General features: G+C 52.9%; 17 protein-coding genes. 9 read left to right on the forward strand and 8 right to left on the reverse strand.

The genetic code is table 11. The features are described from left to right. Positions 1-36 precede the first annotated feature (36 nt). Genes fucP through GJJ30_RS03730 form a run of 4 tightly spaced genes read right to left on the reverse strand, consistent with a single transcriptional unit; the run spans position 37 to position 3,738 of the window. Positions 37-1,344 carry an L-fucose:H+ symporter permease gene (gene fucP / locus GJJ30_RS03715; RefSeq protein ID WP_154173256.1) on the reverse strand — a complete coding sequence of 436 codons (1,308 nt, stop codon included), beginning with the start codon at positions 1,342-1,344 and terminating at the stop codon, positions 37-39. Positions 1,345-1,346: 2 nt separating this feature from the next. Beyond that, positions 1,347-1,685 (reverse strand): L-rhamnose mutarotase, encoded by a 339-nt coding sequence (locus GJJ30_RS03720; protein WP_154173258.1) that lies wholly within the window; start codon positions 1,683-1,685, stop codon positions 1,347-1,349. Between the two features lie 48 nt (positions 1,686-1,733). Next, on the reverse strand, positions 1,734-2,498 hold the full coding sequence (locus GJJ30_RS03725) for an SDR family NAD(P)-dependent oxidoreductase (protein ID WP_154173260.1): 765 nt from the start codon (positions 2,496-2,498) through the stop codon (positions 1,734-1,736). 13 nt (positions 2,499-2,511) lie between these two features. Continuing rightward, positions 2,512-3,738: an enolase C-terminal domain-like protein gene (locus tag GJJ30_RS03730; protein WP_154173262.1), complete on the reverse strand. Its 1,227-nt coding sequence runs from the start codon at positions 3,736-3,738 to the stop codon at positions 2,512-2,514. 186 nt (positions 3,739-3,924) lie between these two features. Between GJJ30_RS03730 and GJJ30_RS03735 the strand changes: the two genes are divergently transcribed. The 5 genes from GJJ30_RS03735 (at position 3,925) to GJJ30_RS03755 (ending at position 13,406) form a co-directional block, all read left to right on the forward strand. Beyond that, positions 3,925-4,833, forward strand: a complete 909-nt coding sequence (locus GJJ30_RS03735) for a helix-turn-helix domain-containing protein (protein WP_154173264.1) — start codon at positions 3,925-3,927, stop codon at positions 4,831-4,833. 41 nt (positions 4,834-4,874) lie between these two features. Then, a complete protein-coding gene (locus tag GJJ30_RS03740) occupies positions 4,875-6,524 on the forward strand; it encodes a glycoside hydrolase family 32 protein (RefSeq protein ID WP_154173266.1) in 1,650 nt (549 codons plus the stop codon). A gap of 107 nt (positions 6,525-6,631) precedes the next feature. Continuing rightward, a complete protein-coding gene (locus GJJ30_RS03745; RefSeq protein WP_154173268.1) occupies positions 6,632-7,846 on the forward strand; it encodes a hypothetical protein in 1,215 nt (404 codons plus the stop codon). 152 nt (positions 7,847-7,998) lie between these two features. Continuing rightward, positions 7,999-12,039 carry a hybrid sensor histidine kinase/response regulator transcription factor gene (locus tag GJJ30_RS03750; protein WP_154173488.1) on the forward strand — a complete coding sequence of 1,347 codons (4,041 nt, stop codon included), beginning with the start codon at positions 7,999-8,001 and terminating at the stop codon, positions 12,037-12,039. A gap of 434 nt (positions 12,040-12,473) precedes the next feature. Further along, a complete protein-coding gene (locus tag GJJ30_RS03755) occupies positions 12,474-13,406 on the forward strand; it encodes a DUF4595 domain-containing protein (RefSeq protein WP_154173270.1) in 933 nt (310 codons plus the stop codon). Between the two features lie 55 nt (positions 13,407-13,461). Here GJJ30_RS03755 and msrA read toward each other — a convergent pair whose 3' ends face one another. Then, on the reverse strand, positions 13,462-14,055 hold the full coding sequence (gene msrA, locus GJJ30_RS03760) for a peptide-methionine (S)-S-oxide reductase MsrA (protein ID WP_154173272.1): 594 nt from the start codon (positions 14,053-14,055) through the stop codon (positions 13,462-13,464). A 364-nt stretch (positions 14,056-14,419) separates the two neighbouring features. Here msrA and GJJ30_RS03765 point away from each other — a divergent pair, with 364 nt between their 5' ends. From GJJ30_RS03765 to GJJ30_RS03775, 3 genes are all read left to right on the forward strand, one after another. Continuing rightward, a complete protein-coding gene (locus GJJ30_RS03765; protein ID WP_229312930.1) occupies positions 14,420-15,328 on the forward strand; it encodes a polyphosphate kinase 2 family protein in 909 nt (302 codons plus the stop codon). Between the two features lie 137 nt (positions 15,329-15,465). Then, positions 15,466-17,538, forward strand: coding sequence for a ComEA family DNA-binding protein (locus GJJ30_RS03770; protein WP_229312931.1), 2,073 nt, complete (start codon positions 15,466-15,468; stop codon positions 17,536-17,538). 313 nt (positions 17,539-17,851) lie between these two features. Continuing rightward, on the forward strand, positions 17,852-18,436 hold the full coding sequence (locus GJJ30_RS03775) for a hypothetical protein (protein WP_154173274.1): 585 nt from the start codon (positions 17,852-17,854) through the stop codon (positions 18,434-18,436). A gap of 188 nt (positions 18,437-18,624) precedes the next feature. Here GJJ30_RS03775 and uvsE read toward each other — a convergent pair whose 3' ends face one another. From uvsE to GJJ30_RS03790, 3 genes are read right to left on the reverse strand one after another with little or no spacing between them, the layout of a single operon-like run. After that, positions 18,625-19,563 carry a UV DNA damage repair endonuclease UvsE gene (gene uvsE / locus GJJ30_RS03780; RefSeq protein WP_154173276.1) on the reverse strand — a complete coding sequence of 313 codons (939 nt, stop codon included), beginning with the start codon at positions 19,561-19,563 and terminating at the stop codon, positions 18,625-18,627. 47 nt (positions 19,564-19,610) lie between these two features. Beyond that, the gene (locus GJJ30_RS03785; RefSeq protein ID WP_154173278.1) at positions 19,611-20,531 is read right to left on the reverse strand and encodes a DUF4249 domain-containing protein; all 921 of its coding nucleotides are present in this window, start codon (positions 20,529-20,531) and stop codon (positions 19,611-19,613) included. A 5-nt stretch (positions 20,532-20,536) separates the two neighbouring features. Then, positions 20,537-22,993 (reverse strand): TonB-dependent receptor, encoded by a 2,457-nt coding sequence (locus tag GJJ30_RS03790; RefSeq protein WP_154173280.1) that lies wholly within the window; start codon positions 22,991-22,993, stop codon positions 20,537-20,539. A gap of 251 nt (positions 22,994-23,244) precedes the next feature. Here GJJ30_RS03790 and GJJ30_RS03795 point away from each other — a divergent pair, with 251 nt between their 5' ends. Beyond that, complete coding sequence (locus GJJ30_RS03795; RefSeq protein ID WP_154173283.1) at positions 23,245-24,357, forward strand: Gfo/Idh/MocA family protein; 1,113 nt, start codon at positions 23,245-23,247, stop codon at positions 24,355-24,357. Positions 24,358-24,368 lie beyond the last annotated feature (11 nt).

Below are 24,368 nucleotides of genomic sequence, written 5' to 3' on the forward strand. Positions count from 1 at the left end.
TAAGAATTTATGCTTTAATAATAACCCCTAAATCCCCTAAAGGGGACTTTTTGTACTTGGCTTGAGCTGCGTCCAGGTCCCCTTTAGGGGATTTAGGGGCGCCAAACTAATTATATACCCTTTTCGGGCGTAATACAGCACGTAAATGTAACAGACGATCGGTACGCTAAAGGCCAGTTTAATTCCGAAACCGTCAGAGATCCAGCCCATTAGCGGAGGAACGATGGCTCCGCCCACAATGCTCATGATGATCAGCGACGACCCGGTTTTGGTGTAAGCGCCCAGATCTTTTGTGCTGAGGGTAAACAGAATCGGGTACATGACGGAGGTACACAAACCGACCACCGACAGCGCATAGATGGAGACAAAACCGGTCGTCAGCATCGACGTCATCACCAGCAAAAAAGCGCCGATGGCACAAACCGCCAGCGCCCGGGCGGGCGGAATGCGCCGGAGCAGGTAAGCGCCCGCCAGCCGACCGGCCAGCACGAGCGCCATGTACAAAGTAATAAACAAAGCCGCTTTCTGTTCGCTCAGGTTCGGCAATTGCAACGATTTGGCGTAGCGAATCAGAAAACTGACGATGCCAACTTCGGCTCCCAAATAACAGAACACGCCCAACGCGCCCAGAACCGTATGCCGGAATTGGAAAATCGACCAGAGTCGGAGCGAGTCTTCGCCTTCTTCCTTGATCGTTGGGAGCGTAATGAAAAACAGCAGTATGCCTAAAACCGTGAATAAAACCGCCAGGCTCAGGTACGGAATTTTCACCAGTTGCGCTTCGGAATAGAGGTAATTGGTCAATTCGGTGGGGGTAAACTGCTGAACCACCGAGGTCGGAACATCCGTGGCATGCAGCAGAAACTGCGCGCCGATGAATGGCCCGAGGGTGGCTCCGATGGAACCCACCGCCGACGCCAGACTCAGGCGACTCGACGCACCCTCCGGATCGCCGAGTCGGGCAATGTAGGGAGTCGCGGTTACTTCCAGAAACGTAAAACCGGCGGCCATGATGAACAGGGCTGTCAGAAACAGCGGATAAAACCGGGTTTCGGCGGCCGGAAAAAACAGCATCGCGCCGGTAGCTGCCGTCAGTAATCCCGTGATCATGCCCGCCCGGTAGCCAAACCGCCGGATAAACTGCCCCACCGGCAAAGCCAGCAGAAAATATCCGCCAAAAAAGGCGGATTGCACCAGTGATGACTGGAAATCAGTCAGTTGACAGGCCCGTTTGAGGTGCGGAATCAGTACGTCATTGATGTTGCGGCTGAGATTCCAGATGAACATCAGGCTCATCACCACCAGCAACGGCACCACAACGTGTTTGGGCGAGGGCGTTTTCATCGTCAGGCGTTTAAGCGAAAAATTGGTTTCATCTTCGCCCAGTGTTCGCCCGGTTGCGCTTCGGCCAGCCGTTGCTGAAAACCGTCCATCAAAACCGCCCATTCAGCTTGCCGGGGAAGTTTACCGATTTCGTTAAACGCATCGTTCAGGTCAACTCCTTCGGCGGTTTCGACAATCATAAATAACCGGGTGCCGATGCGGTAAATCTGCATATCCGTAATGCCGCCCGCCCGGATGCCCGCCGGAATTTCCGGCCAGATGTGTTCCGGCTGGTGGAGGTGTTCGTACTGGGCAATACCTTCCGGATTGTCTTTCAGGTCGAGGGCCAGGCAGGTGCGCATTTTTTTATTGAGTGATTCGTTTATTGAGTGATTGAGCGAATTGCCTGTTCATTTTCGGTAGCCTAGTTCGGCGCCCCCGCCGACGGGCAGGATACAGCCGGTGATGAAGCGGGCAGCATCGGAGACCAGAAAAACGGCGGCATCGGCAATGACATCGCCTTCCGGGCAATAACCGAGTGCGTGGATGTCGTTCAGATACGTTTCGATGGACGAAGGATTGGGTTGTTGCGTCGCCCAAACCCGCAGCATCGGCGTCCAGACCCCCGCTGGGCAAACGGCATTGACCCGGATGCCAAAGGGCGCATAATCCAACGCCATTGCTTTCGTCAGGGCGTTCATTCCGCCTTTCGTCGCGACGTAAGCCGCATGATTTTCCTGCCCGATTTCGCCCACCAAACTGCTGGTATTCAGGATACAACCGCGCGATGCTTTCAGCGCGTCCAGCCCAAACCGGGTGGTCAGGTAGACGCTTTTCAGATTGACCGAAAAAAGCGAGTCCCATTCCTCCTCCGTTGTTTGATCGAGCGGTTTCGACGGACTGGCAATGCCTGCGTTGTTGTGAATCACATCCAGCCGACCAAATCGCTGCCTGGCCTGATCGATGGCTTGCCGGACGTCGTCGGCCCGTTGCACATTTCCCACGATTCCGTCGTGATCGTTTCCAAGCCGGTTGAGCAGGGTTTGGAGGGCGGTTTCGTCGCGATCCATGACAAACAGCTTCGCCCCGGCCCGCACGTAGGCGTCGGCGCAGGCTTCGCCAATGCCGGAAGCGCCACCCGTCAGGAAAATGATTTTGTCGGTCAGGGATGCCATGTCCACCATCGGTTTAGGGTTTCAGATCGCTGCTGCTGCCCGGTTCGGTCGGGACCTGGTAAAAACCGTCCCGGATTTGAACCGGATTGACAAAATACGATTGTAAATGCGGAATGTGTTCGAGAAACAGGTTTTCGTGCTCCATGGCGATATGGTTGTAAAGGACCAAATGCTGGTGAATCTGCCCCATATCGCCCACGTGCGGCACCACCGGAATACCGTATTTTTTGGCCAACAGGCTGATTGTCAGAAACTCGGAAATGCCGCCTACCCGAACCGCATCGACCTGGCAAAACGCCATTGCCCCGGCCTGCAGGAAGTTTTTGAAAATCACCTTGTTGGGAATGTGCTCGCCGGTCGCAACTTTGAAAGGTGCAATGGCGTCGGCGATGGCGCGGTGACCCAGCACATCGTCGGGATGCGTGGGTTCTTCGATCCAATACGGTCGAATGCTGCCCAGTTTCCGGCAAATTTCCAGTGCTTCCGGCACGTTCCAGCGCTGGTTGGCGTCGAGCATGATGGTGGCCGCATCCCCGGCGGTTTCCCGGATCAGGGTCGCTCGTCGGAGGTCGCGTTCCGGATCGTCGGACCCCACCTTGAGCTTCATGGCCGTAAAACCGGCATCAACGGCTTTGCGCGTGTTGGCGACGATACGCTCATCCGAAAAATTGAACCAGCCGATGGACGTATCGTAACCTTTGTAACCGGTTTTGAGAATACCGATTCGTTGCGGGCCGGTTTTTCGCGCTTCGGTCAGGAGTTGAATGGCCTGCGGACGGGTTAGTTCTTCTTCGAGATAACTCAAATCCAGGGTATTAACGACTTCTTCGGGCGTCAGATCGAGCAGCAGTTGCCAAAGCGGTTTTTGCCGGGATTTGGCCCAGAGGTCGTAACAGGCGTTGGTGATAGCGGCCAGCGCCAGATGCACAACCCCTTTGTGCGGACCCAGCCAGCGGAACGAAGGCGAATCGACAATGGAGCGATACGTCCGGCCAAAGTCGGCCATCAATGTTTCAATCTCCTGACCAACAAGTGGTTCCGAAAGATATTGAATAGCCTTGCAAACCAAATCCGTTCCCGCCCCCAGCGTAAACGCCAGACCGGTTCCTTCCACGGCAGTATCGGTTTTCAGGATACAAACCGCGTACGCGTATTGAGGCATGGTGTGCGTGGCGTCGGAACCGGCACCGTCGGCAAGGTCAAATCGGCGGTCCTGAACCTGAATGGAGGTAATGTGCATGGTACGGGAATAGGAAACTGCTAATATTGTATTGATTTAAGGGTATGACTCAATGAGATTTTTCATTAAATCTTTTAAATTTCAAGTTGAATAATACAAAAATAGGTCAGTCCTGTCTACCAATGCCAGTTATCTGTTGATAACTTTCAATACTATATTTGCATTCCTGCCTTCCGCAGTATCGCCATGAAACCGATTTATGCTCTGCTGCCTGATTTTGTCCGTGCGCAAAAACCGTTCGTGTTTCGGGAAATCGTGCGTCCCCAATTCTCCACCGACTTTCACTTTCACCCGGAATGCCAGCTGGTGTATGTGGTGTCGGGAGCGGGAACCCGGATTATTGGCGGCTCGGTCGAGCAGTTTGAAGCGGGCGATCTGACGTTTATTGGCCCGAATGTGCCGCATGTGTGGTACAGCCACGCGGCCCGGCCGGAGGTTCCCCAGGAAGCCCGGTCCCTGGCGTTGTACATCAATCCGGAGGTGGTGCTGCACCAGCTGAAACCGTTTACAAACACCCAAACGCTGGCCGATTTTTTCCGGCAGTCGGAACGGGGTCTTTGCCTGACCGGACCAACGCGCGAGCAATTGGTTCCGTTGCTGACGGCGATGGCGAACCAGCAGGACCTGACGCTGCTAACTTCGTTTCTGCAAATCCTGCAAGTGCTGGTAACGGGTCCGGAAGGTCGGTGGCTCAACCCGGAATCGTTGCTGGTTTCTTACGCGGGTAATGCCCAAAGCCGGGTGTCGCGGTTGATGCGTTTCATTCAGGACCATTTTCGTCAACCGATCACGCTCGAAGAAACCGCAGCCATGGCCGGGTTGCAGCTCCACTCGTTTTGCCGGTTTTTCAAAGCCCTGACCCAGCGCACGTTCTCCGAATTTCTGAACGAAATCCGCATCGGTTTTGCCTGTCAGTTGTTGCAGCAATCGGATTTGCCCGTTACGCAGATCGCCTATGAAAGCGGTTTTGGCAATGTTTCCTATTTCAACCGGTCGTTCAAAAAAAACCGGAGCATGACGCCGAAAGAATACCGCCGGTTGGTGCAACAGGTAAACGATAAAGTTTCGGGCGGCTTACCATCCTTTCCAGTATAAATCGCTCCTCCGCTACTTCAAGCTGGTAATTACGCAAACCGATGAGATCAATTTTAAAGCACATTACCCTGACCGTAATGCTGGTGTTCGGCAGTCGGTTACTTCCGGCACAGAATCTTTCCCTGACGATTACCAAGCGGTATCTGAACCTGCCGGTGTCGCAGACCCAAAACCGGGGAATCATGCAATTCCGGGTTCAGGGCAAACCGGAGCGATCGTTCAAGATTCGGCTGGCTACCGATAAACCCGATTACTGGGTGTTTTGCGATGTCGCGGCATTAAAAGGTAAAACCATCTCCATCAGCTATGACGGTAAACCGGAAGGCTTGAGCAAAATTTATCAGGACGATGCCATTGCCGGGCAGGATTCGCTTTATAAAGAAAAAAACCGCCCGCAATACCACTTTTCAACCCGCCGGGGCTGGATCAACGACCCGAACGGCATGATTTTTTATGAGGGGGAATATCACCTCTTCTACCAGCATAATCCCTACGAACGCGAATGGGAAAACATGTCGTGGGGGCATGCGGTGAGCAAAGACATGATCCACTGGGAAGAACTGCCCACCGCGCTCTCGCCCGACAGCATGGGAACGATGTTTTCCGGTTCCACCGTGATCGATTATACCAACAGCGCCGGTTTTAATCGGGGCAATACGCCCGCCATGCTGGCTTTTTTCACGGTCGACAATCCGGAAAAAGAAGTTCAGTGCCTGGCGTATAGTCTGGACAAAGGCCGCACCTGGACCAAATACAACAAAAATCCGCTGATTGACTCGAAGGCGAAATGGAACAGCAAGGACACCCGCGATCCGCGCGTGTTCTGGTACAAACCCGGCCAGCACTGGGTAATGGTCCTGAACGAGCGGGACGGCCATTCGATTTATACCTCAAAAAACGCCAAAGAGTGGCGCTACGAAAGCCACGTAACGGGTTTCTGGGAATGCCCGGACTTGTTTGAACTGCCCATCGATGGCGACAAAAACCGGACGAAATGGGTCATGTACGGAGCCTCCACGACCTACATGATCGGTTCTTTCGACGGAAAAACCTTTACGCCGGAATCGGGCAAACATGTTTACACAACCGGGAGCATTTACGCGGCTCAGACGTTCACCAACATGCCCGAGAGTGATCCCCGGCGCATTCAGATTGGCTGGGGCCGGATTCCGCAGCCGGGCATGCCTTTTAATCACCTGATGCTCCTGCCCACCGAACTGCGGCTTCAGACGACCCAAAAGGGACTGCGCCTGAGCAGTGTTCCGGTGAAGGAAACCGGGCAATTGTTTACCAGAACCGGGCAATGGGCGTCGCTCAGTGCCGCCGAAGCGAATGAAAAACTGAAAGCCCTTCCATCGCTCGACCGGTTTCGCGTCAAGGCGACCCTTAAACTGTCGCATGCGACCAGCGCGGGTCTTTCGCTGTTCGGTCAGCGAATCCTCGACTACGATCTGAATTCCAACCTGGTTAATGGCGTCTTCTATTCACCGGAAGACATGACCAGTATGGAAGTCACCGCGGACATTTACGTCGACCAGACATCCGTCGAGGTATTCATTGATAGCGGTGCCTACTCCTATTCGCTGGAACGAAAACCGGTTTCGGCACCGAAAGAAAATCTCGCGTTTTGGGGCAATCGGATCGAGGTCAAAAATCTGGAACTGTATACGGCTCAATCCATCTGGAAATAAAGCCGTTAAGACCTTTGTACCCAGTCAATCCAACCACCTCCCACCGGGAGCAAATGGCTTTTTACGGTTTTATAAGTACATTCGCAACCAATTTATGCGTAGTCTGAATGCAAGTAGTCGAGGTTGGCCAACATGCCAAATACCAACGTGAGTTTATCCAGTTTCCGGTGCGCCTTTACCAGAATAACCCGTTTTGGATCCGGCCGCTGGACACCGATGTCGAGGAAGTTTTTGACCCCGCCCGCAACAAGCGGTTCGAAAACGGCGAATGTATCCGGTATCTGCTGCTCAACGATGCGCAGGAAACGATCGGGCGGATTGCGGCCTTCGTAGACCGGGACATTGCGAATCTGGATAACGATCAACCTACGGGCGGCCTGGGTTTTTTCGAGTGCATCAACGATCAGGCAGCCGCGTTTCGGCTCTTCGATACGGCGAAGACCTGGCTCCGGAACCGGGGCATGGAAGCGATGGACGGCCCGATTAATTTCGGCGACCGCGACCGCTGGTGGGGTTTGCTGGTCGACGGTTTTGACCGCGAACCGAATTACTGCATGCCGTACACCAAGCCGTACTACATTGCCTTCTTCGAAGCGTACGGTTTTCAGGACTACTTCAAACAGTTTACGTTTGGGATTCCAACGACCTGGTCGAAGCTGACCAGCATGTCGCAAACCGTAAAAGACCGGGCCCAGCGCATCTACGAAAACGGCGATTACAGCTTCCGAACCATTGATAAACGGCAACTGCCCGCAGCGGCCGAGCAGTTCCGGCACATCTACAACGCGGCCTGGGCCGGGCACAGTGGCGTGAAGGAGATGTCGGCCGGACAGGCGCAGGCGCTGATGCAGAAACTGAAGCCGATTATCGACGAGAAAATTATCTACTTTGCTTATTACGGCGACGAGCCCGTGGCTTTTTTCGTTTGTTTGCCCGAACTGAACCAGATTTTCAAGTACGTCAACGGCAAACTCGATCTGATCGGTAAGCTGAAATTTTTATGGCACCTGATCCGCAAAACCAACCGCAAGGCGTTTGGCGTCGTATTTGGTGTCGCTCCGGCCCACCAGGGAAAAGGGCTCGAAGCGGCCATTGCCCTCCGGATGCCCCACGAAGCGGCCCACAATCCGGCCTTTCAGTACACCGAGCTGGAAATGAACTGGGTGGGCGATTTTAATCCGATTATGGTGCGGTTTGTCAGCCAGTTGGGGTCGACCATTGTCAAAACCCACATTACCTACCGGTATTTATTCGACCGCAGCAAACCGTTTAAACGTTGTCCGGTAATTGCGCGACGGAAAGAAAAACCGTCTGCGGAATAGCCCCCGATTCTGAGGCCGATCGCGTTCAGGCTATATTTTTCCCGTTATTAATACTATTATTGCGCTGGTCATACCTAGTAGTCACAATGTCAAAGCTGTTTTCCCTTTGTATTGTACGCCCGTACTGGCTTCTCCTTACAGTCTTGCTACTAATGCAGGCATCCGCTCAGCCGTATCAGGCCGCTGGCAATCCGGAAAAATACCCGATAGCCAATCAGTTTGAGCACCTCTCGGTGGACGATGGCCTGTCTAATAATTACGTAACGGCCATTCTGCAGGACCGTGACGGCTACATGTGGTTTGGAACCGGGGATGGCTTGAATAAATACGATGGTGCATCCTTCACGGTTTTTAAACCCAATCCCAGCCAGCCTGCCCGTAGTTTTCAGAATGGCTACATTATGGGCCTGTGCGAGGGCGACTCGAACCAGATCTGGGCAATTACCAACGGAGGAGGATTACACGAAATCAACCGAAAAACCGGTCTGGTTACTCCGCATCTCATTCAGGCGGCCCAGGCCAATCGCTGGAATACCCAACATTCCATCTTCCTGGATCAGCAACAGCTTCTCTGGATCAGCACACGGGCGGGGCTGGTTCGCTATGAGCCCGGCCGTCACCACTTTACACTTTACCCGCCCCCGATTGCCGATGTGCCGATCATTACGGCTTTTGAAGACCGGCAGCAGCGGTTTTGGGTAGCCACGCAGCGGGGTCTGTTTCTCTTCAACCGCTCGACCGGCCGCTATACCCCGGTCACCGTTCCGGGATTGAAGGATACCCAACCCGCCTTTCAATCGTTTTACCTTGATCAGCAGGATGTTCTCTGGCTGGGGAGTTCGACGGAAGGCTACAGCCTCTTCAAAATTGATCTGCACCGCCAGCCCCTGACGCCGATTCCGTATAATCCGGGCGGAAAACTGAATCCTTACATCTGGCGAAATACCGTTCACCAGGATTCGACCGGGCTTATCTGGATGGGTACAACCAACGGATTACAGGCCCTCAATCCGGTTACCCATCAGGTGTTTACTTACCAATCGGATCCAAATCGATACAAAGGGCTGGCCAGCAGCAGTGCCCAGACGGTTTTTCACGACCGCTCCGGGATGATCTGGATTGGAACCGATAACGGCATCGACCGGCAGGCCGTGAATACCAGACCCTTTGTCACCTATCAGGTTAAACCCAACGAGCGCCGGGCCAGTATGCCCGAAAACCGGGTCTATGCGGTTTTTAAAGATAAGCAGGGTCGACTCTGGTTCAACAACGCCCCGACTTTGTTCCGACTCTCCGCCGATGGCAAACAGCTTGATCGAATCGCTCCCGAAAACCGGAGCATCGAGGGTCTGCAGCCCGGCGAGGTGACGGCCTTTTTACCCGACGGAAAAGATGGAATCTGGCTGGGATCCTACGGAGGGCTGGTCCATTATGACCCCGCTACGGACCAATACAAAACCTATCCCTCAAAAATCCCGGCCCGATACCTGGCGGTACAGTCGATGAATCGGACGCCAAAAGGTGACATTTGGATTGGGGGTGAAAACGGTTTTGCTTCTTTCAATCCGCTCACCCACCAATATACCTATTATCCGTATCAACCGGGAAATCCGAATAGCATTCCCGACAAAGATGTTTACGGGCTCCTGGTGAGCCAGACCGGGGAGGTGTGGATTTTGATTCACCGAATGGGCGTTTGTCGCTTAAATCTCCAAACGGGCCGGATGATCCACTATACAACCGGTCCCCGGGGCAACCTGAGCAGTAACGACGTTCGGACTATTTACGAAGACGAGGGCGGTACGATCTGGATTGGAACGCACCGGGGCGGTTTGAACCGGTTTGACCAAAAGATGGGGCAGTTTACGGCCGTCACGCACCCGGACGGAATACCCGGTAACACAATCGTTGGCATTACGGGGGATAAGTCTGGAAACCTCTGGCTGAGTACCAACGAAGGCTTATGTCGGTTCAATCCCCAAACCAGAGATATTCAGACCTATCAGGTGTCGGATGGCCTGCCGAGCAATAATTTCAAGCAGAGCGCCGTATTTCGGCACACCGACGAACTGTTTTTCGGCAGCGAAAACGGGGTGGTCCATTTTAATCCCGAGCAGATTCGTGATAACAACCGCCCATTTCCGGTTTACATCACCGATCTGAAGGTCATGGAAAAACCCCGCGCACTGACGAACAGCGTGATTCGTCTTCAACACGACGAGACCTTCTTTTCCATTGGTTTTGCGGCCCTGGACTACGAACAGCCGGACAAAAACCAGTATGCCTATCGACTCGAAGGACTGAATCAGGACTGGGTGCAGAACGGCAACCGCCACGTAGCCAACTTTACCACGCTCCCCTCCGGCACGTATACGTTTCGGGTTAAAGCCGCCAATGGCAATGGGTTCTGGTCAACACAGCAAGCATCCGTACAACTGATTGTGCTGCCGCCTTGGTGGGCAACCTGGTGGGCTTACAGCCTGTATGCGCTGCTGGCTGGTGCGGCCATTTGGGGCTACATCCGGTTTTCGACCAACCGGATTCAGCAACGCCAGGAACTGGAATTCAATCGCCGTCAGGCCGAACAGTTCAAAACCATCGATGAACTGAAAACCCGTTTTTTTTCCAACATTACCCACGAGTTCCGTACCCCCCTGTCGCTGATTATTGCGCCGGTGGACAAGCTGCTCCAGGATGGCCGGTTCGACGGTCCGGCCCTTACCACGGTTCGTCAGAATGCGGAACGGCTCCTGCGGCTGATCAATCAATTGCTGGACTTGTCGAAGCTGGAAGGCCACCACATGAGCGTTTCGCGCGTACAGGGGCGGGTCATCGATTTTATTGAGCAGATCGTGGGGATTTTCCAGCGGGCGGCCGAGCAGAAAGGCATCCTCTTCACCTGCAGGATGGAGCATTTCCCAACGCATGAGTACGTCTTCGACGCCGATAAGTGGGAAAAAATTGTGACCAACCTGCTGGCGAATGCGCTCAAGTTCACAGGCGCAGGCGGAAGCATCACTCTGACCATCACCCCGATCCGGGCGGAGACAGAAATGACGGGGGTTGAATTTGAACTGACCGACACCGGTATTGGCATTGCGCCGGAACAACTCCCGCATATTTTCGACCGGTTTTATCAGGCCGACTCCTCCTCCACCCGCGCCCACGAGGGCACGGGCCTGGGGCTGGCGCTGGTCAACGAATTGATTCAGTTGCTGGGCGGAAAGATCGCGGTGGAAAGCCAGGTAAAAGAAGGAGCCACTTTCCGCTGGACCCTCCCCGTCGAACCCGTACCGGCCACGGCTAGCTATCCCGCGATGAATCGGTTCGCCAATCTACCGGTGGTTGACCCGGTTGTTCTGCCGGTTTCGACCGCCGTTGTCAAACCGGTCGGGGAGCAACCGCGTTCCCGCGTCCTGGTCGTGGAAGATAACGAAGAATTAAGGGCGTTTCTGGTCGGTGAACTGGCCCCGTCGTACGACGTCCTGCAGGCGGTGGATGGGCAGGAGGGCTGGGAAGTTGTTCAGGCGGAACTACCGGATGTGGTCCTGACGGACGTCATGATGCCCCGGCTGGATGGCCATGCGTTATGCCAGCTCATCAAAAATCATCCGGATACGGATCATATCGCCGTTATCATGCTCACCGCCAAGGCCGCCCAATCCAGCCGGATTGAGGGATTTCAGCACGGCGCCGACGAGTATTTATCCAAACCGTTCAGCATGGCCGAACTGCAGCTGCGGCTCCAGAATCTGCTGACCCGGCAGCAGAAATTAGGCGACGTTTACCGGCAACGGTTCGCCCTGCCCGAAGAGCCAAAGGTTTTACCCGCGGAATTGCCGACTCCGCTTCCGGAGATCACCAGTGATCCGTTTCTGATGCGGATTTATGCCATATTGGATCAGCATCTGGATAATCCCCTGATCGGCGTGGAATGGCTGGCCGACAAACTTGGCATGAACCGCAAGACGTTGTACCGTAAAATTCAGAGCCTGATTCAGCTGGCACCGGCTGAGTTGATCCGGCAGTACCGGATTCGGAAAGCGGCCGAGTTCCTGCTGGCCGGTAGCAGTGTGGCCGAGACGGCCGACCGGGTGGGTTTCAACACGCCTTCTCACTTCTCGATGGTCTTTAAGGATATCTACCACCAAACCCCTACCGAATTTATCACGAAGGGCGAAAAAGACGCTTAATCGGCGCGTTTTTCGCCCGTTTTAGGTGTTATGCCCCAAATTTGGTGATAAATGTCCCAAATTTGACAGGGTTTTGACGGGCAAAAAAGCACCTTTACTGCGTTAAAAAAGTTTGCTGTCCACCCCATTTATAATAACCACCTTTACGTTTTTTGTACGGGCTGTCTTTACAATCTTTACCCCATGATCTCCGGATTGTGGGGTAAAGGTGCGTTACAATAAATCCGTTGATTGGTAACGTAATCGATAAAAGTACCGGGGTCATTCACCTTTTTCGCTCTGCTCTGATTTACGTCAAGAATCTGCTAATCAAGCTCTTTCTACTGGATTTGGGAAGACGGATTGGCGTTCTTACACAAACCTCTTCCCGTTTTCAGCGAGTCTTCAACCCATTAATCTTTACGGATTCTATTCTTACCTAACCACTCAAAGCAATGTTCACGAAACGCTTACTTTTTTGGGCTGCCTGCCTGTTGGTAGCCACCCAGTTTTCAGCCTGTGACGATCACCTGCCGGGATCGGAACCGAGTCGCTTGCGCGTTAAATCCCTGACTCAGGAGCTACCGGATGTGGCCGGCAGGACTCTTTTGGCCCCGACAAGTACGGTTAGCACGTTTGCCTACGATTCGCAGGGCCGCCTGAGCACCATCACAACCAACCGCTCGGGAGCCGTTGAAACCAGCACCTGCCAATACGACGCCCAAAACCGGCTCAGTCAGCTCAAAAGAACGATTGTGGCAAATCCGCCTGCCGGTTCTGATTCGGAGGAACAATATATGTACAGCTATAATTCGGATGGGCAGGTTTCAGAACTGACGTATACCAACAATGGTGTCAGTGGCGGAAGCTGGGTACTGACGCCTACATACAATGCCGCGAATCAAATGATCAGCAGCACCAAACAATTTACTACTTCGGGCCTAACCCATACTGAAAACCATACTTTTGCCTATACGGATAACAACCTGACGTCTTTCACGGCCACCAGTTCCACGAATGCGAAACAAACCGTAATCAATGGCACATTGGAAACCACGTATACTTACGACACCCGGCTGAATCCGTTTTACGGCGTATTCGCCGTTCCGGCACCGGGTCCGGTTGCGTCGCTGCCAACCGGTGGTGTTTATAACTACGAAACCTATTATGGGGGGCTTACCAATCTGTTCAACCTGAGTCCGAACAATGTAGCTTCCAGCCAGTCTGCCAGCGTCATCACCACTGGATCGCTTCCTCCCGGACCAACGGTCAATACCGCCGTTACCTATTCGTATACCTATAATGGTTCAAACCTGCCGACGAGCCGGATCAAGAAAACGAACGGCGTTGTCGAGGAAACGCTTTATTACGAATACGAAACGTATTGAAACTGAACTGTCTGGCTACTAAAAAAGCCCCTTCCGGGGCTTTTTTAGTACTTTCTTATTCGTGGCTCGACGTTACCTTCTCGCTATTTTTGAGCTTGTCTTTGAACACTTTTCTGAATTTATCCAGCTTCGGCGCGATCACGAACGAGCAGTAGCCCTGCTCCGGATTGTTAGCGAAATAGCTCTGGTGATAGGCTTCGGCTTCGTAGAACGTCGATGCCGGACTGATTTCAGTTACAATCGGTTTGTCGTACGCACCGGATGCGTTCAGTTCTTTCTTGATGGTTTCGGCCAGTTGCTTCTGCGCATCATTGTGGTAAAAAATCACCGAACGGTATTGCGTTCCGACGTCGGCCCCCTGCCGATTTAAGGACGTTGGGTCGTGGCTGCGGAAAAAGGCCTGCAGCAGTTCGGCATATGTAACCTTTTTCGGGTCATACGTAATTTCTACGCACTCGGCATGGCCGGTATTTCCGGTGCAAACCTCTTTGTAGGTTGGATTGGTTTTGGTGCCACCTTCGTAGCCCGAAACGGCGTCATAAACGCCATCCAGCGATTCAAACATGGCTTCCGTACACCAGAAGCAGCCGGTACCAAAGGTTGCTTTTTCGGCTCCTGCGGGCGTTGTTGCGGGGTTGTTCGTATTCATAACTTTGGATTTTCGATCGGATGATTGTTGTTTTGACTGACCACATGACACCAGCGGCATAATTGGTAACAGCGCCATTAACCAGGCTGCCAGCCGTTTTAAATTCGATTGTTTAAACATAGTACGAAATTGAAAGGTTTATTCCGACATTGCACTGGTATAACAAAAGCGAGTTCCCTGCCTACGAATGAATCAGTCCAGCGGTTTTTACTAAACAGAATCCGGTTTAAGACGGTTCGATATTTAGTACCCACGGACTGTCAGTCCGTGAGAATCTGGGTACACTTCCACCTGGTATCCTGAAATTTAACACGGACTAACAGTCCGTGGGTACAGAAAATCCGTAAACTAACACCAAAACACCTTGAATACTACGAACGAACCCCTGCATCTGAAAACGGAACAATTTCGTTTTACCGGCTCTCCGGAAAGTGGCCCCTTTTCCATCTCCGATTTCCCCACCAAAATCGACGATCTTTACGAAAGCAAGGAACATTATGAAACCCTGCTCAGCGATCTGACCTCCGAACTGAACGATTTGCAGGAAAAAATGTACGCCCACAACCGCTACGGTTTGGTTACCATTTTTCAGGCGATGGATGCCGCCGGGAAAGACAGCACCATTCAGCACGTTTTTTCGGGTGTGAACCCGCTCGGGTTGCGCGTTCATTCGTTCAAACGGCCAACCGACCAGGAACTCGACCACGATTTTCTCTGGCGGAATCTGATCAAGCTGCCCGAGCGCGGCACCATCGGTATTTTCAACCGCTCGTACTACGAAGAGGTGCTGGTGGTGAAGGTTCATCCCGAGATTCTGACCAAAACCCAGCGGCTGCCCGAGGAACGCACCGCCGACCTCGACAAAGTCTGGAAACAGCGGTATAAAGATATCTGCCATTTCGAAACCTACCTCAACCGCAACGGTTTTCCGGTACTGAAATTTTTCCTGCACGTCTCGAAAAAAGAACAGGGTGACCGGCTGATCGACCGCATCGAAGACCCGTCGAAAAACTGGAAATTCGACGATCAGGATGTCGTGGAACGCGGTTTCTGGAAACAGTACATGCAGGCCTACGAAGACGCCATCAACGCAACCGCCACCAAAAAAGCTCCCTGGTACGTCATTCCGGCCGACGACAAGAAAAACATGCGGCTGATTGTGGCCAAAATTCTGGTCGAAGAATTGAAAACCCTGAAAATCGAATACCCGAAGGTGAACAAACGGCAGCAGAAGAGTTTGCAGGACTTGCTCGAAGTAATCAAAAAAGAATAACCCGGAGCGGTTTTCGTCAAAACCGCTCCGTCGGTGTGTCTTCGCAGGGTGTTTGTCGTCTAAGTTTCTGAAAGAACGTCTTTCAGCCGGAACGGGCTGTCCGGTAACAGTACAGCCTCTCCCACCGCGACGACGATTTGAAATTCACTTCTACGGTTTGGCTACTCACCGGTTTTTTGCTGCTGAATCGGGTTGCCGCTGCGCAGGAATACCGCCGACAGGAGACCAACCTCAGTACCTTCATCCAGAACTTATTTCCGGTTCAGACGGAGGGCATTGATTACCAGTCGGTTTCTGAGAATCTGTACCAGCTTTACGCCAATCCGCTCGACCTCAACACCGCCACCCGCGACGAGCTTTCGGCCACCTATCTGCTGACCGAGCGCCAACTCAACAGTCTGTTCAATTACCGCACAACCTTCGGCAATTTTCTGTCGATTTATGAACTCCAGGCCGTTCCGGATTTCGACCTGCCAACTATCCGCCGATTGCTCCCGTTTGTCACCGTCGATTCCCAAAACCGCACCCTTTCGGTCCGCAACCCCACCGACCATTACCTCATCCTGCGGGTGGAACGCGTGCTGGAACAGCAGAAAGGATTCACGGCGGGCGAACCCGACAAAAACAGCAATCCGGCTCGGCGCTACGACGGCAGTCGGCAGCAGTGGTACGTGCGGTATCGCTACAGCCGCCCGCGCGACTTCAGTTTCGGCCTGACGCTGGAACAGGACCCCGGCGAGCCGCTGCGCTGGAAACCGGGAAGTTACCAGTATGGAATCGACTACATCTCGTTTCACGCCCAAATTCAGAACCGGGGTCGCTGGCGGAACGTCCTGCTGGGTGATTACCAGCTGCAAATCGGGCAGGGACTGGTTTTGGCGTCGGGATTTTCGCTGGGCAAAGGAACCGAAACCGTCGCGGGCGTTCGCCGACCATCGCTGGGCGGCCGACCGTATTCGTCGCTGAGTGAATACGGTTTTCTGCGCGGATTGACGGCGACGTATTCCGTCAGCAAGAACTGGGATATGACGTTGCTGGCTTCCCGCAACCGGCGCGATGGCAATGTGGTTATCGATACTGAAAATCAGGAAGATAAAATCAGTTCACTGCAAACCAGCGGCCTCCACCGAACCGCAGCCGAACTCGCCGACCGGGCCAGTTTGCTGGAACAGAATCTGGGCCTGCACCTGCTCTACCATACCGGCCAGCGACTGCAACTGGGTGCGACGGTTTTGCATACGGTTTTCGATAAAACCCTGCAAAAACGCGATTTACCTTATAACCGGTACGAGTTTACGGGAAAACAGAACACCGTGATGGGTCTCCACGGCAATTATGTCTGGCAAAATGTCAATTTTTTCGGCGAAGCTGCGCGCTCGTCCAGTGGCGGAATCGGCGCCGTGGGCGGGGCCGTCGCCAGTTTGACCAAACGCCTGGATGCGGCTTTTCTGGGGCGGTATTACGCCCGGAATTTCCATAGTTTTTACGCCAACGCCTTCGGCGAAAATACGCGCAACAGCAACGAGCGGGGTATTTACACCGGTTTGCGCTACGTCATTTACCGCAAACTGACGCTGGGCACTTTCGTTGATTATTACCGGTTTCCATGGTGGAAATACCTGGTTGACAAACCGTCGCAAGGTTACGATTACCTGCTGCAGGCGACTTATTCGCCCACCAAAAAATGGTCGGTTTACGGGATTTACCACGAAGAACACAAGGAGAAAAATCTGCCGACGGCGCTCAGCAAAATCAAGGAAACCGTTAAAACCGTGCGGAAAAATTACGCGCTCAACGCCGAATACAATCCCTCGCGCGTGTGGTCGTTCCGGACCCGGATTCAGTGGGGCGGTTTTCGGTACACCGGTTTTTCATCCTCCAGGGGAGTAGCGATCGTGCAGGATGCTACGGCGGATTTCGGACGATTGTCTCTCAGCGGACGGCTGGCGTGGTTCAGCACCGCGGATTACGACAGCCGACAGTACGTCTACGAACGCGATGTGTTGTCGGCATTTTCGATTCCGGCCTACGCCAACAAGGGCATCCGAAATTACCTGCTGATTCAGTATAACCTGAACAAGCATCTGGACGTCTGGCTGCGCTGGAGCCGCACCGATTTCCGAAAACAGGAAACCGTCGGCTCCGATCTGGACGAAATTGCCAAACCGCACAAGAGCGAGGTGAAAGTGCAGGTGCGGTGGCGGTTTTGACTTTTATTATCCTCTAGACGCCGGTGATTTGGCGGGGAAATCTATCCATTTAATCGATTGAAGAAGATAAGCGGAATTGTTGATTACTGCTTTTTGAAAGCAGTAATTATATCGATAAATTTCTGTTTCGTTTCTAAATTGTTCACAGAAGTCCCGTTTTCCATTTACCTAAAATGGGTTGTCCTGGCGATTCAACAAGATTAAGTAAGTAATTGCAAAAGGTAGTTCTATTATAAGAAAAACAGAATCATATATTTACATAACTTTCCCCTTTCAAGCAGATACTAAAATGAGACATAGTATATTTCTGCTTATGTTGCTGATTGCTGGCTGTCATCGAACGATTGAGCCAGTGGAGCCAGTGCCGCCGATTGGTACCGCTTATCTACGGGTGGAATATGAGGGTAAGAAGTCAACCTATGTTGAAGGTAAAAATGGCATAATTTTGTCAAGCAGTTTCGGTAGTTTTATTAACAACTCCAATATGGTAGGCATGGGAGGAGGGATCAAAGATTCGATTAATAATATTGACTGGACAATTCTCTTTTATTTTAAAGCTGCTGACTATCAGAAGAACACAGGGAATTTTACAAAACTCTTCGATAGTGGAGATTATAATTACTTGCTGTTAGACAAAGATTATAATCCGATTGGGGAGAAAGGCGTCGTCATTTCAACATCATCACCATTGGATACTAGTACGACCTATCGAAAAGCCAATACTACCCTTCTTCAAAAAGATGATAGACCTAGACTTTTAGAAGTGAAAAAGGCGTACTTCTATAATTTGACCTATGATCGATTCATTTGGGTTGAAGGGAAATTTGAAAGCTGGATGAGTGATAACAAGAAAATAAAGGGAGAGTTTCGAATCAAAGTTCAACACGATTTACAGTAAGCCTTATCAGGCACACTCCTGATTGACACAAACTTACCAAACACTCGGTTTTACTCTTCCTTCGCCCGAACAGCTGCTTGTTCCATATGGACGGTTTTGTTACTCACCGCCGAATCCTTGAAGAAACCGAAGTTTCTGTGCCTTGGGCAATCTGATTGATCACACTGTCGGGCAGGTTGTACTCGTTTTCAATCCGCTTGCTGCTTCATCAGCTTTTGAACGGCGGGCGGCAGGTCCAGATCTTCACCCCGCAGCCGCATGACCGCGAGCTCTTTCATTTTCGATTCGAAGACAATATCCACTTCCTTCCCGTAGGTGTTGACGGACGAGTAGAGCCAGTCGGCATGCGCTTCCCGGCGGGCGCGGGGATCTTCCCAATGCTGGCGCGAATCCGAATAGTGAAAAACCGGTCGGACATCCCAGGTGCCGTAAGCGGTCAGAAACGCTTCTTCTTCGGTCTGATAACCGGGATTCAGTGAATGGTGGAAATAATCGAAAACAATCGGGATGCCAACGGCTTCGTAAACCGTCAGCAGGTCAGTCACGGTATACAGACTGGGCCGATCGTCATTTTCCACCGTCAGGCGGGCGCGCAGGTTGGCGGATAGCAGGCTGAAATTGCGCGCAAACCGCGCCAGCGTGGCGGTTTTATCGCCGTAAGTCCCGCCCACGTGAATGTTGATCTTGTTCCAGTGCGAAGGAGTAAGCCCCATCAGGTCAAACAATTCCGACTGGTATTCCAGATCCTTCAGGGTGTTGGTCAGCACGTTACCCTGGCCAGCCAATTGATTGAATGGTCCCGGATGCGTGGTCAGGCGAATGGGCCGACGGCCAATTTCTTCCAGCGTAGCCCGGATTTCGGCGAAGTCCGGCAGCTCGGCGATGCGGTATTCCGACGCCCACGGAAACAAATCCGACGAAATGCGGAACAGCTTGAAACCGTGCGCGATATTCCAATCAACGATCACCAATAAATCCTGCACGTTTTTCAGCGCCAGTTCGGAAGCGTAACCCAGGCCTTTTTCGGCAAAGGTTTTTTTGATCATCCCCCGGTTCGTGGTGACCTTGCTGGCCTGAAGGCTCAGATTAATACAGGCATAGCCCATGTTGACTGGTGTTGGCGTCATATTGCCTTAACCACAAACCGGTGCCTGCGGTTTTGGAAAACCGCAGGCTAATCCTCCTTCGCCCGAATATTGGCCTGTTCCACTTTAACGGTTTTGCTGCTTGCTGCCGAAACCCCGAAGAAACCGACGGCTTTCGGGCCATTGGCGTTCCGGTTGACCACGTTGGTCGGCACGTTGGCGGGCGGAGACGCAAACAAACCGCCGTTGTTGATCTGGGTGCTCAGTTGCAGGAAGAAATAGAACGCATCCGGCGTGATGGAAAATACTTCCACCTTGACCGAATCATTCATATTATACAAACTGTCGGGGTTGATCGATGTCCGGATGGGCCGAATGAACAGCAGGCCGTCGGTATTGGCCGAACCGTTGAACGAACCGTCGTAGGAAACGACGATGTTTTGCGTGCCATCGAGCCGTTTGCCGTTCTGGTATGACCGAATCCAGTAATAATCCGTCCGATTCGGGAGGTCAGTGGCGTAAAATTCAGCCCGAAAACCCGTCCGCTCCCCAAAGGGATTGGGTTTGCCTTCCCGGAAAACCAGCGAGTCGATGGCCGGAACCGGATTCATCTGGGAAATTGAAATGTATTCCTGCCCTTCGTAGCGGATGCCCAGCAAATACTTCTTCCCAATTTTCGCGAATACTTCGCCCGGTTTCGGCGTCCAGACGTAATTACCGTTGTTTTTCAGGTCAATAAATTCGTGAATCACACTGTCTTCGTCGGCCACAATCACCGTGGCACCCAGGGCCGGTGGCGGTTGAGACGCGTCGAAGTAACCGGTGGTTTTCGTCAGTTTGATGGTTTGAGGGCCGGGTTGATCGGTGATCCAGCCATCGACGGCGAGTTGCGTCGGACCGGTTTGCAGATCGATGTCGATTGGATCTTCGCAGGACGTCAGGCCCAGCACGAGCAGTCCCAGCAGGATGAGGTGAATGACCGAAAAACCGAATATATGGTTGTTTTTCATGGCTTTTAGAATTTGAAATTGTACGTCGCTGAAGGGATCAGGGTCGCGAAAACCGAATACCGGATGGCTTCGGCCACCGGAATCTGAACCTGCTCGCCGTTCATCGTCACCGTCCGTTTGTCTTCGGCCTGCCGGAAAAAAACCGAGAACGGATTTTTGCGGCCGTACGTGTTATATACCGAGAAAACCCAGTTACTTTCCCACTTCTGCGTCGGTTTTTTCTTGCGGTTTTGCAAGGTTGCCGCCAGGTCCAGGCGGTGATACGGCGGAATCCGGTAGTTGTTGCGGGAATTTTCGGCGTTGTGCGGCACCAGAAAACCCTGGAAAATATACCCGTTGGTCGGGAACGTGCCGGGCGTACCGGTCGCAAACGCAAAGGTGGCCGAGAAACTCCAGCGCTTGTTCAGGTCGTACAGCGCCACGGCATTCACGGTATGCCGTTTGTCGAAACGCGTTGGGAACCAGCGGTTGTTGTTGATGCCGTCCACAAACCGCTCGGTTTTCGCCAGCGTGTAACTCACCCAGCCCGTCAGATCGCCCTTGTTCTTTTTCACGAAAAACTCGGCTCCATAAGCACGTCCTTTGCCGTTCAGCAGGTCGCCCTCGAGGTATTTATTGAGCAGTAAATCCGCGCCGTCGATGTAATCGATCTGGTTTTGCAGCCATTTGTAATAGAGTTCAACCGACACTTCGTATTCCGTACCGGTTTTGCCCAGATTCCGGAAATACCCCCCGGCAACCTGGTCGGCCACCTGCGGTTTGATGTTGTTGGTCGATGGCGTCCAGACGTCCAGTGGGGTTGACGCCGTGGTGTTCGAAACGAGGTGAATGTACTGCGCCAGCCGGTTGTAGCTCACTTTCAACGAACTAACGTCATTCAGCTCATACTTGGCCGAAAACCGGGGTTCCCAGTTGCCGTACGTTTTAATGGGTTCACCACGGTCGTATTCCGTAGTTAAAACCGGAAACCGGCGCTGACCGGCCGGAACGCCGGTCTGAAATTCGTACGCTTCGCCGGGGCCGATGTAGTTGTAGAGCGAATATCGCAGGCCGTACTGCAGCTGCAGTTTTTTGGAAACCAGTTGCTCGTTGCCGACGTAGAGCGCACTTTCCAGCGCGTATTTGTTTTCCAGGCCAAACGTCCGCACCTCACCCCCGCTGGCCGCGTTGGCAACTCCCGGCTGAAAATCGTAAACGATGGCCTGACCGCCGAACGTCAGCGTGTTGTTTTTCAGGAACAGCGTAAAATCCGGTTTGAGGCTGTAATTGACGATGCCCGATTTCCAGTTGAAAAAATCTTTGGGGTTTTTACGCTTTAAGTCGCTGTCCAACAGGTAGTCGTAATTGCTGTAGAAAGCCGTGGTGTTCAGAAACAGCTTGTCGCTGAAGACGTGATTCCAGCGCAAACTGGTGGTGGTGTTTCCCCAGTTGAACCCGAAATCGGCACCGAACACGTCGCGGCCGAGGTAGCCTGAGGCATAAATGGTGTTTTTGGCGTTGATGCGGTAATTGGCTTTGGCCGTCAGGTCGTAGAAGTAAAACCGGGAGCCTTTCAGGTCGCCGGACAGAAACGGTTTGGCCAGCACGTCGGCATACGACCGGCGACCGGCGATAATAAACGATCCCCGTGCCTCACCTTCCTTGTTTTTGAAAAGCGGCTGTTCAACGGTTAACCGACTGAAAATCAGGCCAATTCCGCCCGAAACTGTGGTTTTCTTGGAATTCCCTTCCTTCATCCGAACGTCGAGAATGGACGAAATCCGCCCGCCGTACAGCGCCGGAATCCCGCCCTTCACCAGCTTCACGTCTTTCACCGCGTCGGGATTGAAAACCGAGAAAAAACCGAACAGGTGGGAGGAGTTGTAAACCGGTGCTTCGTCGAGCAACACCAGATTCTGATCGACGTTGCCGCCCCGCACGTTGAAACCCGTTGCGCCCTCACCCACCGTCGAAACACCCGGCAGGAGTTGAATGCTCCGGATGACGTCGACCTCGCCCAGCAGCGCCGGAATCTTCTGGATCGTTTTCATTTCGACCCGGTTCACGCTCATTTCGATGTTTTTCACATTGTCGTCTTCGCGCTTGGTCGAAACCGTAACTTCCTGCAGGTCACGACCTTCCTCCTTTAATTCAATATCCAGCCGCACATTCTGGCCGCTGAGGTCAACGGTGCGGGTTTGTTTGGTAAAACCGACGTAGGTATAAACCAGGTTGTAGGTGCCCGCTGGCAGGGTCAGCGAATAATACCCGTACGAGTTGGTAGTAATGCCCGATCCGGTTTCTTTCACGAACACCGAAACGCCGATCAATCCTTCGCCGTTGGCGGCATCCTTAATGTAACCGCTCACCGTTGCCTGGGCACTCGCCCGTCGGCTGGCCGATACCGGATCGGGTGTGGTCTGCGCCTGACTGACAGCAGTTGCCAGAAGCATCAGAAAAAAAGCTTGTAAGATCTGTTTCATAGATTGGTTGTATGACTGGGGAATCAGGGATGGTCTTGGGATTTGCTGAATGACATCAAAGGTCGGCTTTCCCCTCATTCGGTAGGACAAAAAAATGATGAACCGCCAAAATTCGACTCCGAAAGGCACGAGCTGTTGGATAAATTCGGCGATAAGCCCATTACGGCCTTCACTTTTCTAAATCCTTTCAACAGTTGTGCCCAAATGTAGTTAGATACCTACAACCTGTATTCTCACCAATCCGAAACATCATGACTGAATTGAAAGAACTTGGCTTAGGCATCATTGGTTTCGGCGGTTTTGGCCTTTTTGCCGCCCAGCATTTCCTCCAGACTCCCCACGTCAGACTCATTGGCATTGCCGGTTCCCAGCGCGACGAAGCCCAGAAGGCCGCAAACCGCTTCGGGGCAACGAATTTCAGTACCATCGACGAGTTGCTCGCTCAGCCGGACCTCGACGTTGTGTACATCGCCACTCCGCCTTTTCTGCACTACGAACAGTCGATGCAGGCTCTACGCGCCGGAAAACATGTGATTTGTGAAAAACCGCTGGCGACAAATGCCGAACAGGGCCGCGAAATGGTGGCGTTTGCCGAAAGCAAGGGTTTGCTCATGGTCACCAACCTGATGCAACGCTACAACCCGATGTTCGAACGCATTAAGACGTTGATTGACAAGAAAATACTCGGTGAATTTCTCCACGGTTATTTCGAAAACTATGCGGGCGACGAAGGCCTTTCGCCCCAGCACTGGTTCTGGAACCGGAGCCTGAGTGGCGGTATTTTTATCGAACACGGCGTTCATTTTTTCGATCTGTTTACGGGCTGGCTTGGCGAAGGTAAGGTGGAAGCCGCGCAGGCTTGCCTTCGCGACGGAACCGAACTTGAAGATCAGGTTCAGGCGACGGTTCGCTACGGCAACCGGCTCGTGAATTTTTACCACGGTTTTACGCAGGTGGGCCGGATGGATCGGCAGGAAATGCGGCTTTTGTTCGAACGGGGTGATGTTACCCTGCACGAATGGGTGCCGACGCGGGCGGTGATCCGCGGGCTGGTTGACGAAGCCGGGACGCGGGCGCTGATGGATCTGTTTCCGGGATCGATTCTGGATATTACGGGCAATTACGGCGGCAAGGACCGGGCCGTTCGCGGACGCAACAAGGAGTTTGAAGCCGCCCAGCAGGTGCAGATCAGCTACGGATTCGATCACAATAAAATGCACCTCTACGGCGAACTGCTCCGGCTCATGTTCCGCGACCAGACGTCCGCCATCTACTACCCGGAAACGCACCGGAAAATTACGGAACAGAACGGGTTGGTTTCGCTGCTGACGGCGGTAGAAGCGGATCAGCTGGCGCACCGGTGAAATCGCTCAAA

The organism is Larkinella terrae, assembly GCF_009668025.1.
Classification (GTDB): domain Bacteria; phylum Bacteroidota; class Bacteroidia; order Cytophagales; family Spirosomataceae; genus Larkinella; species Larkinella terrae.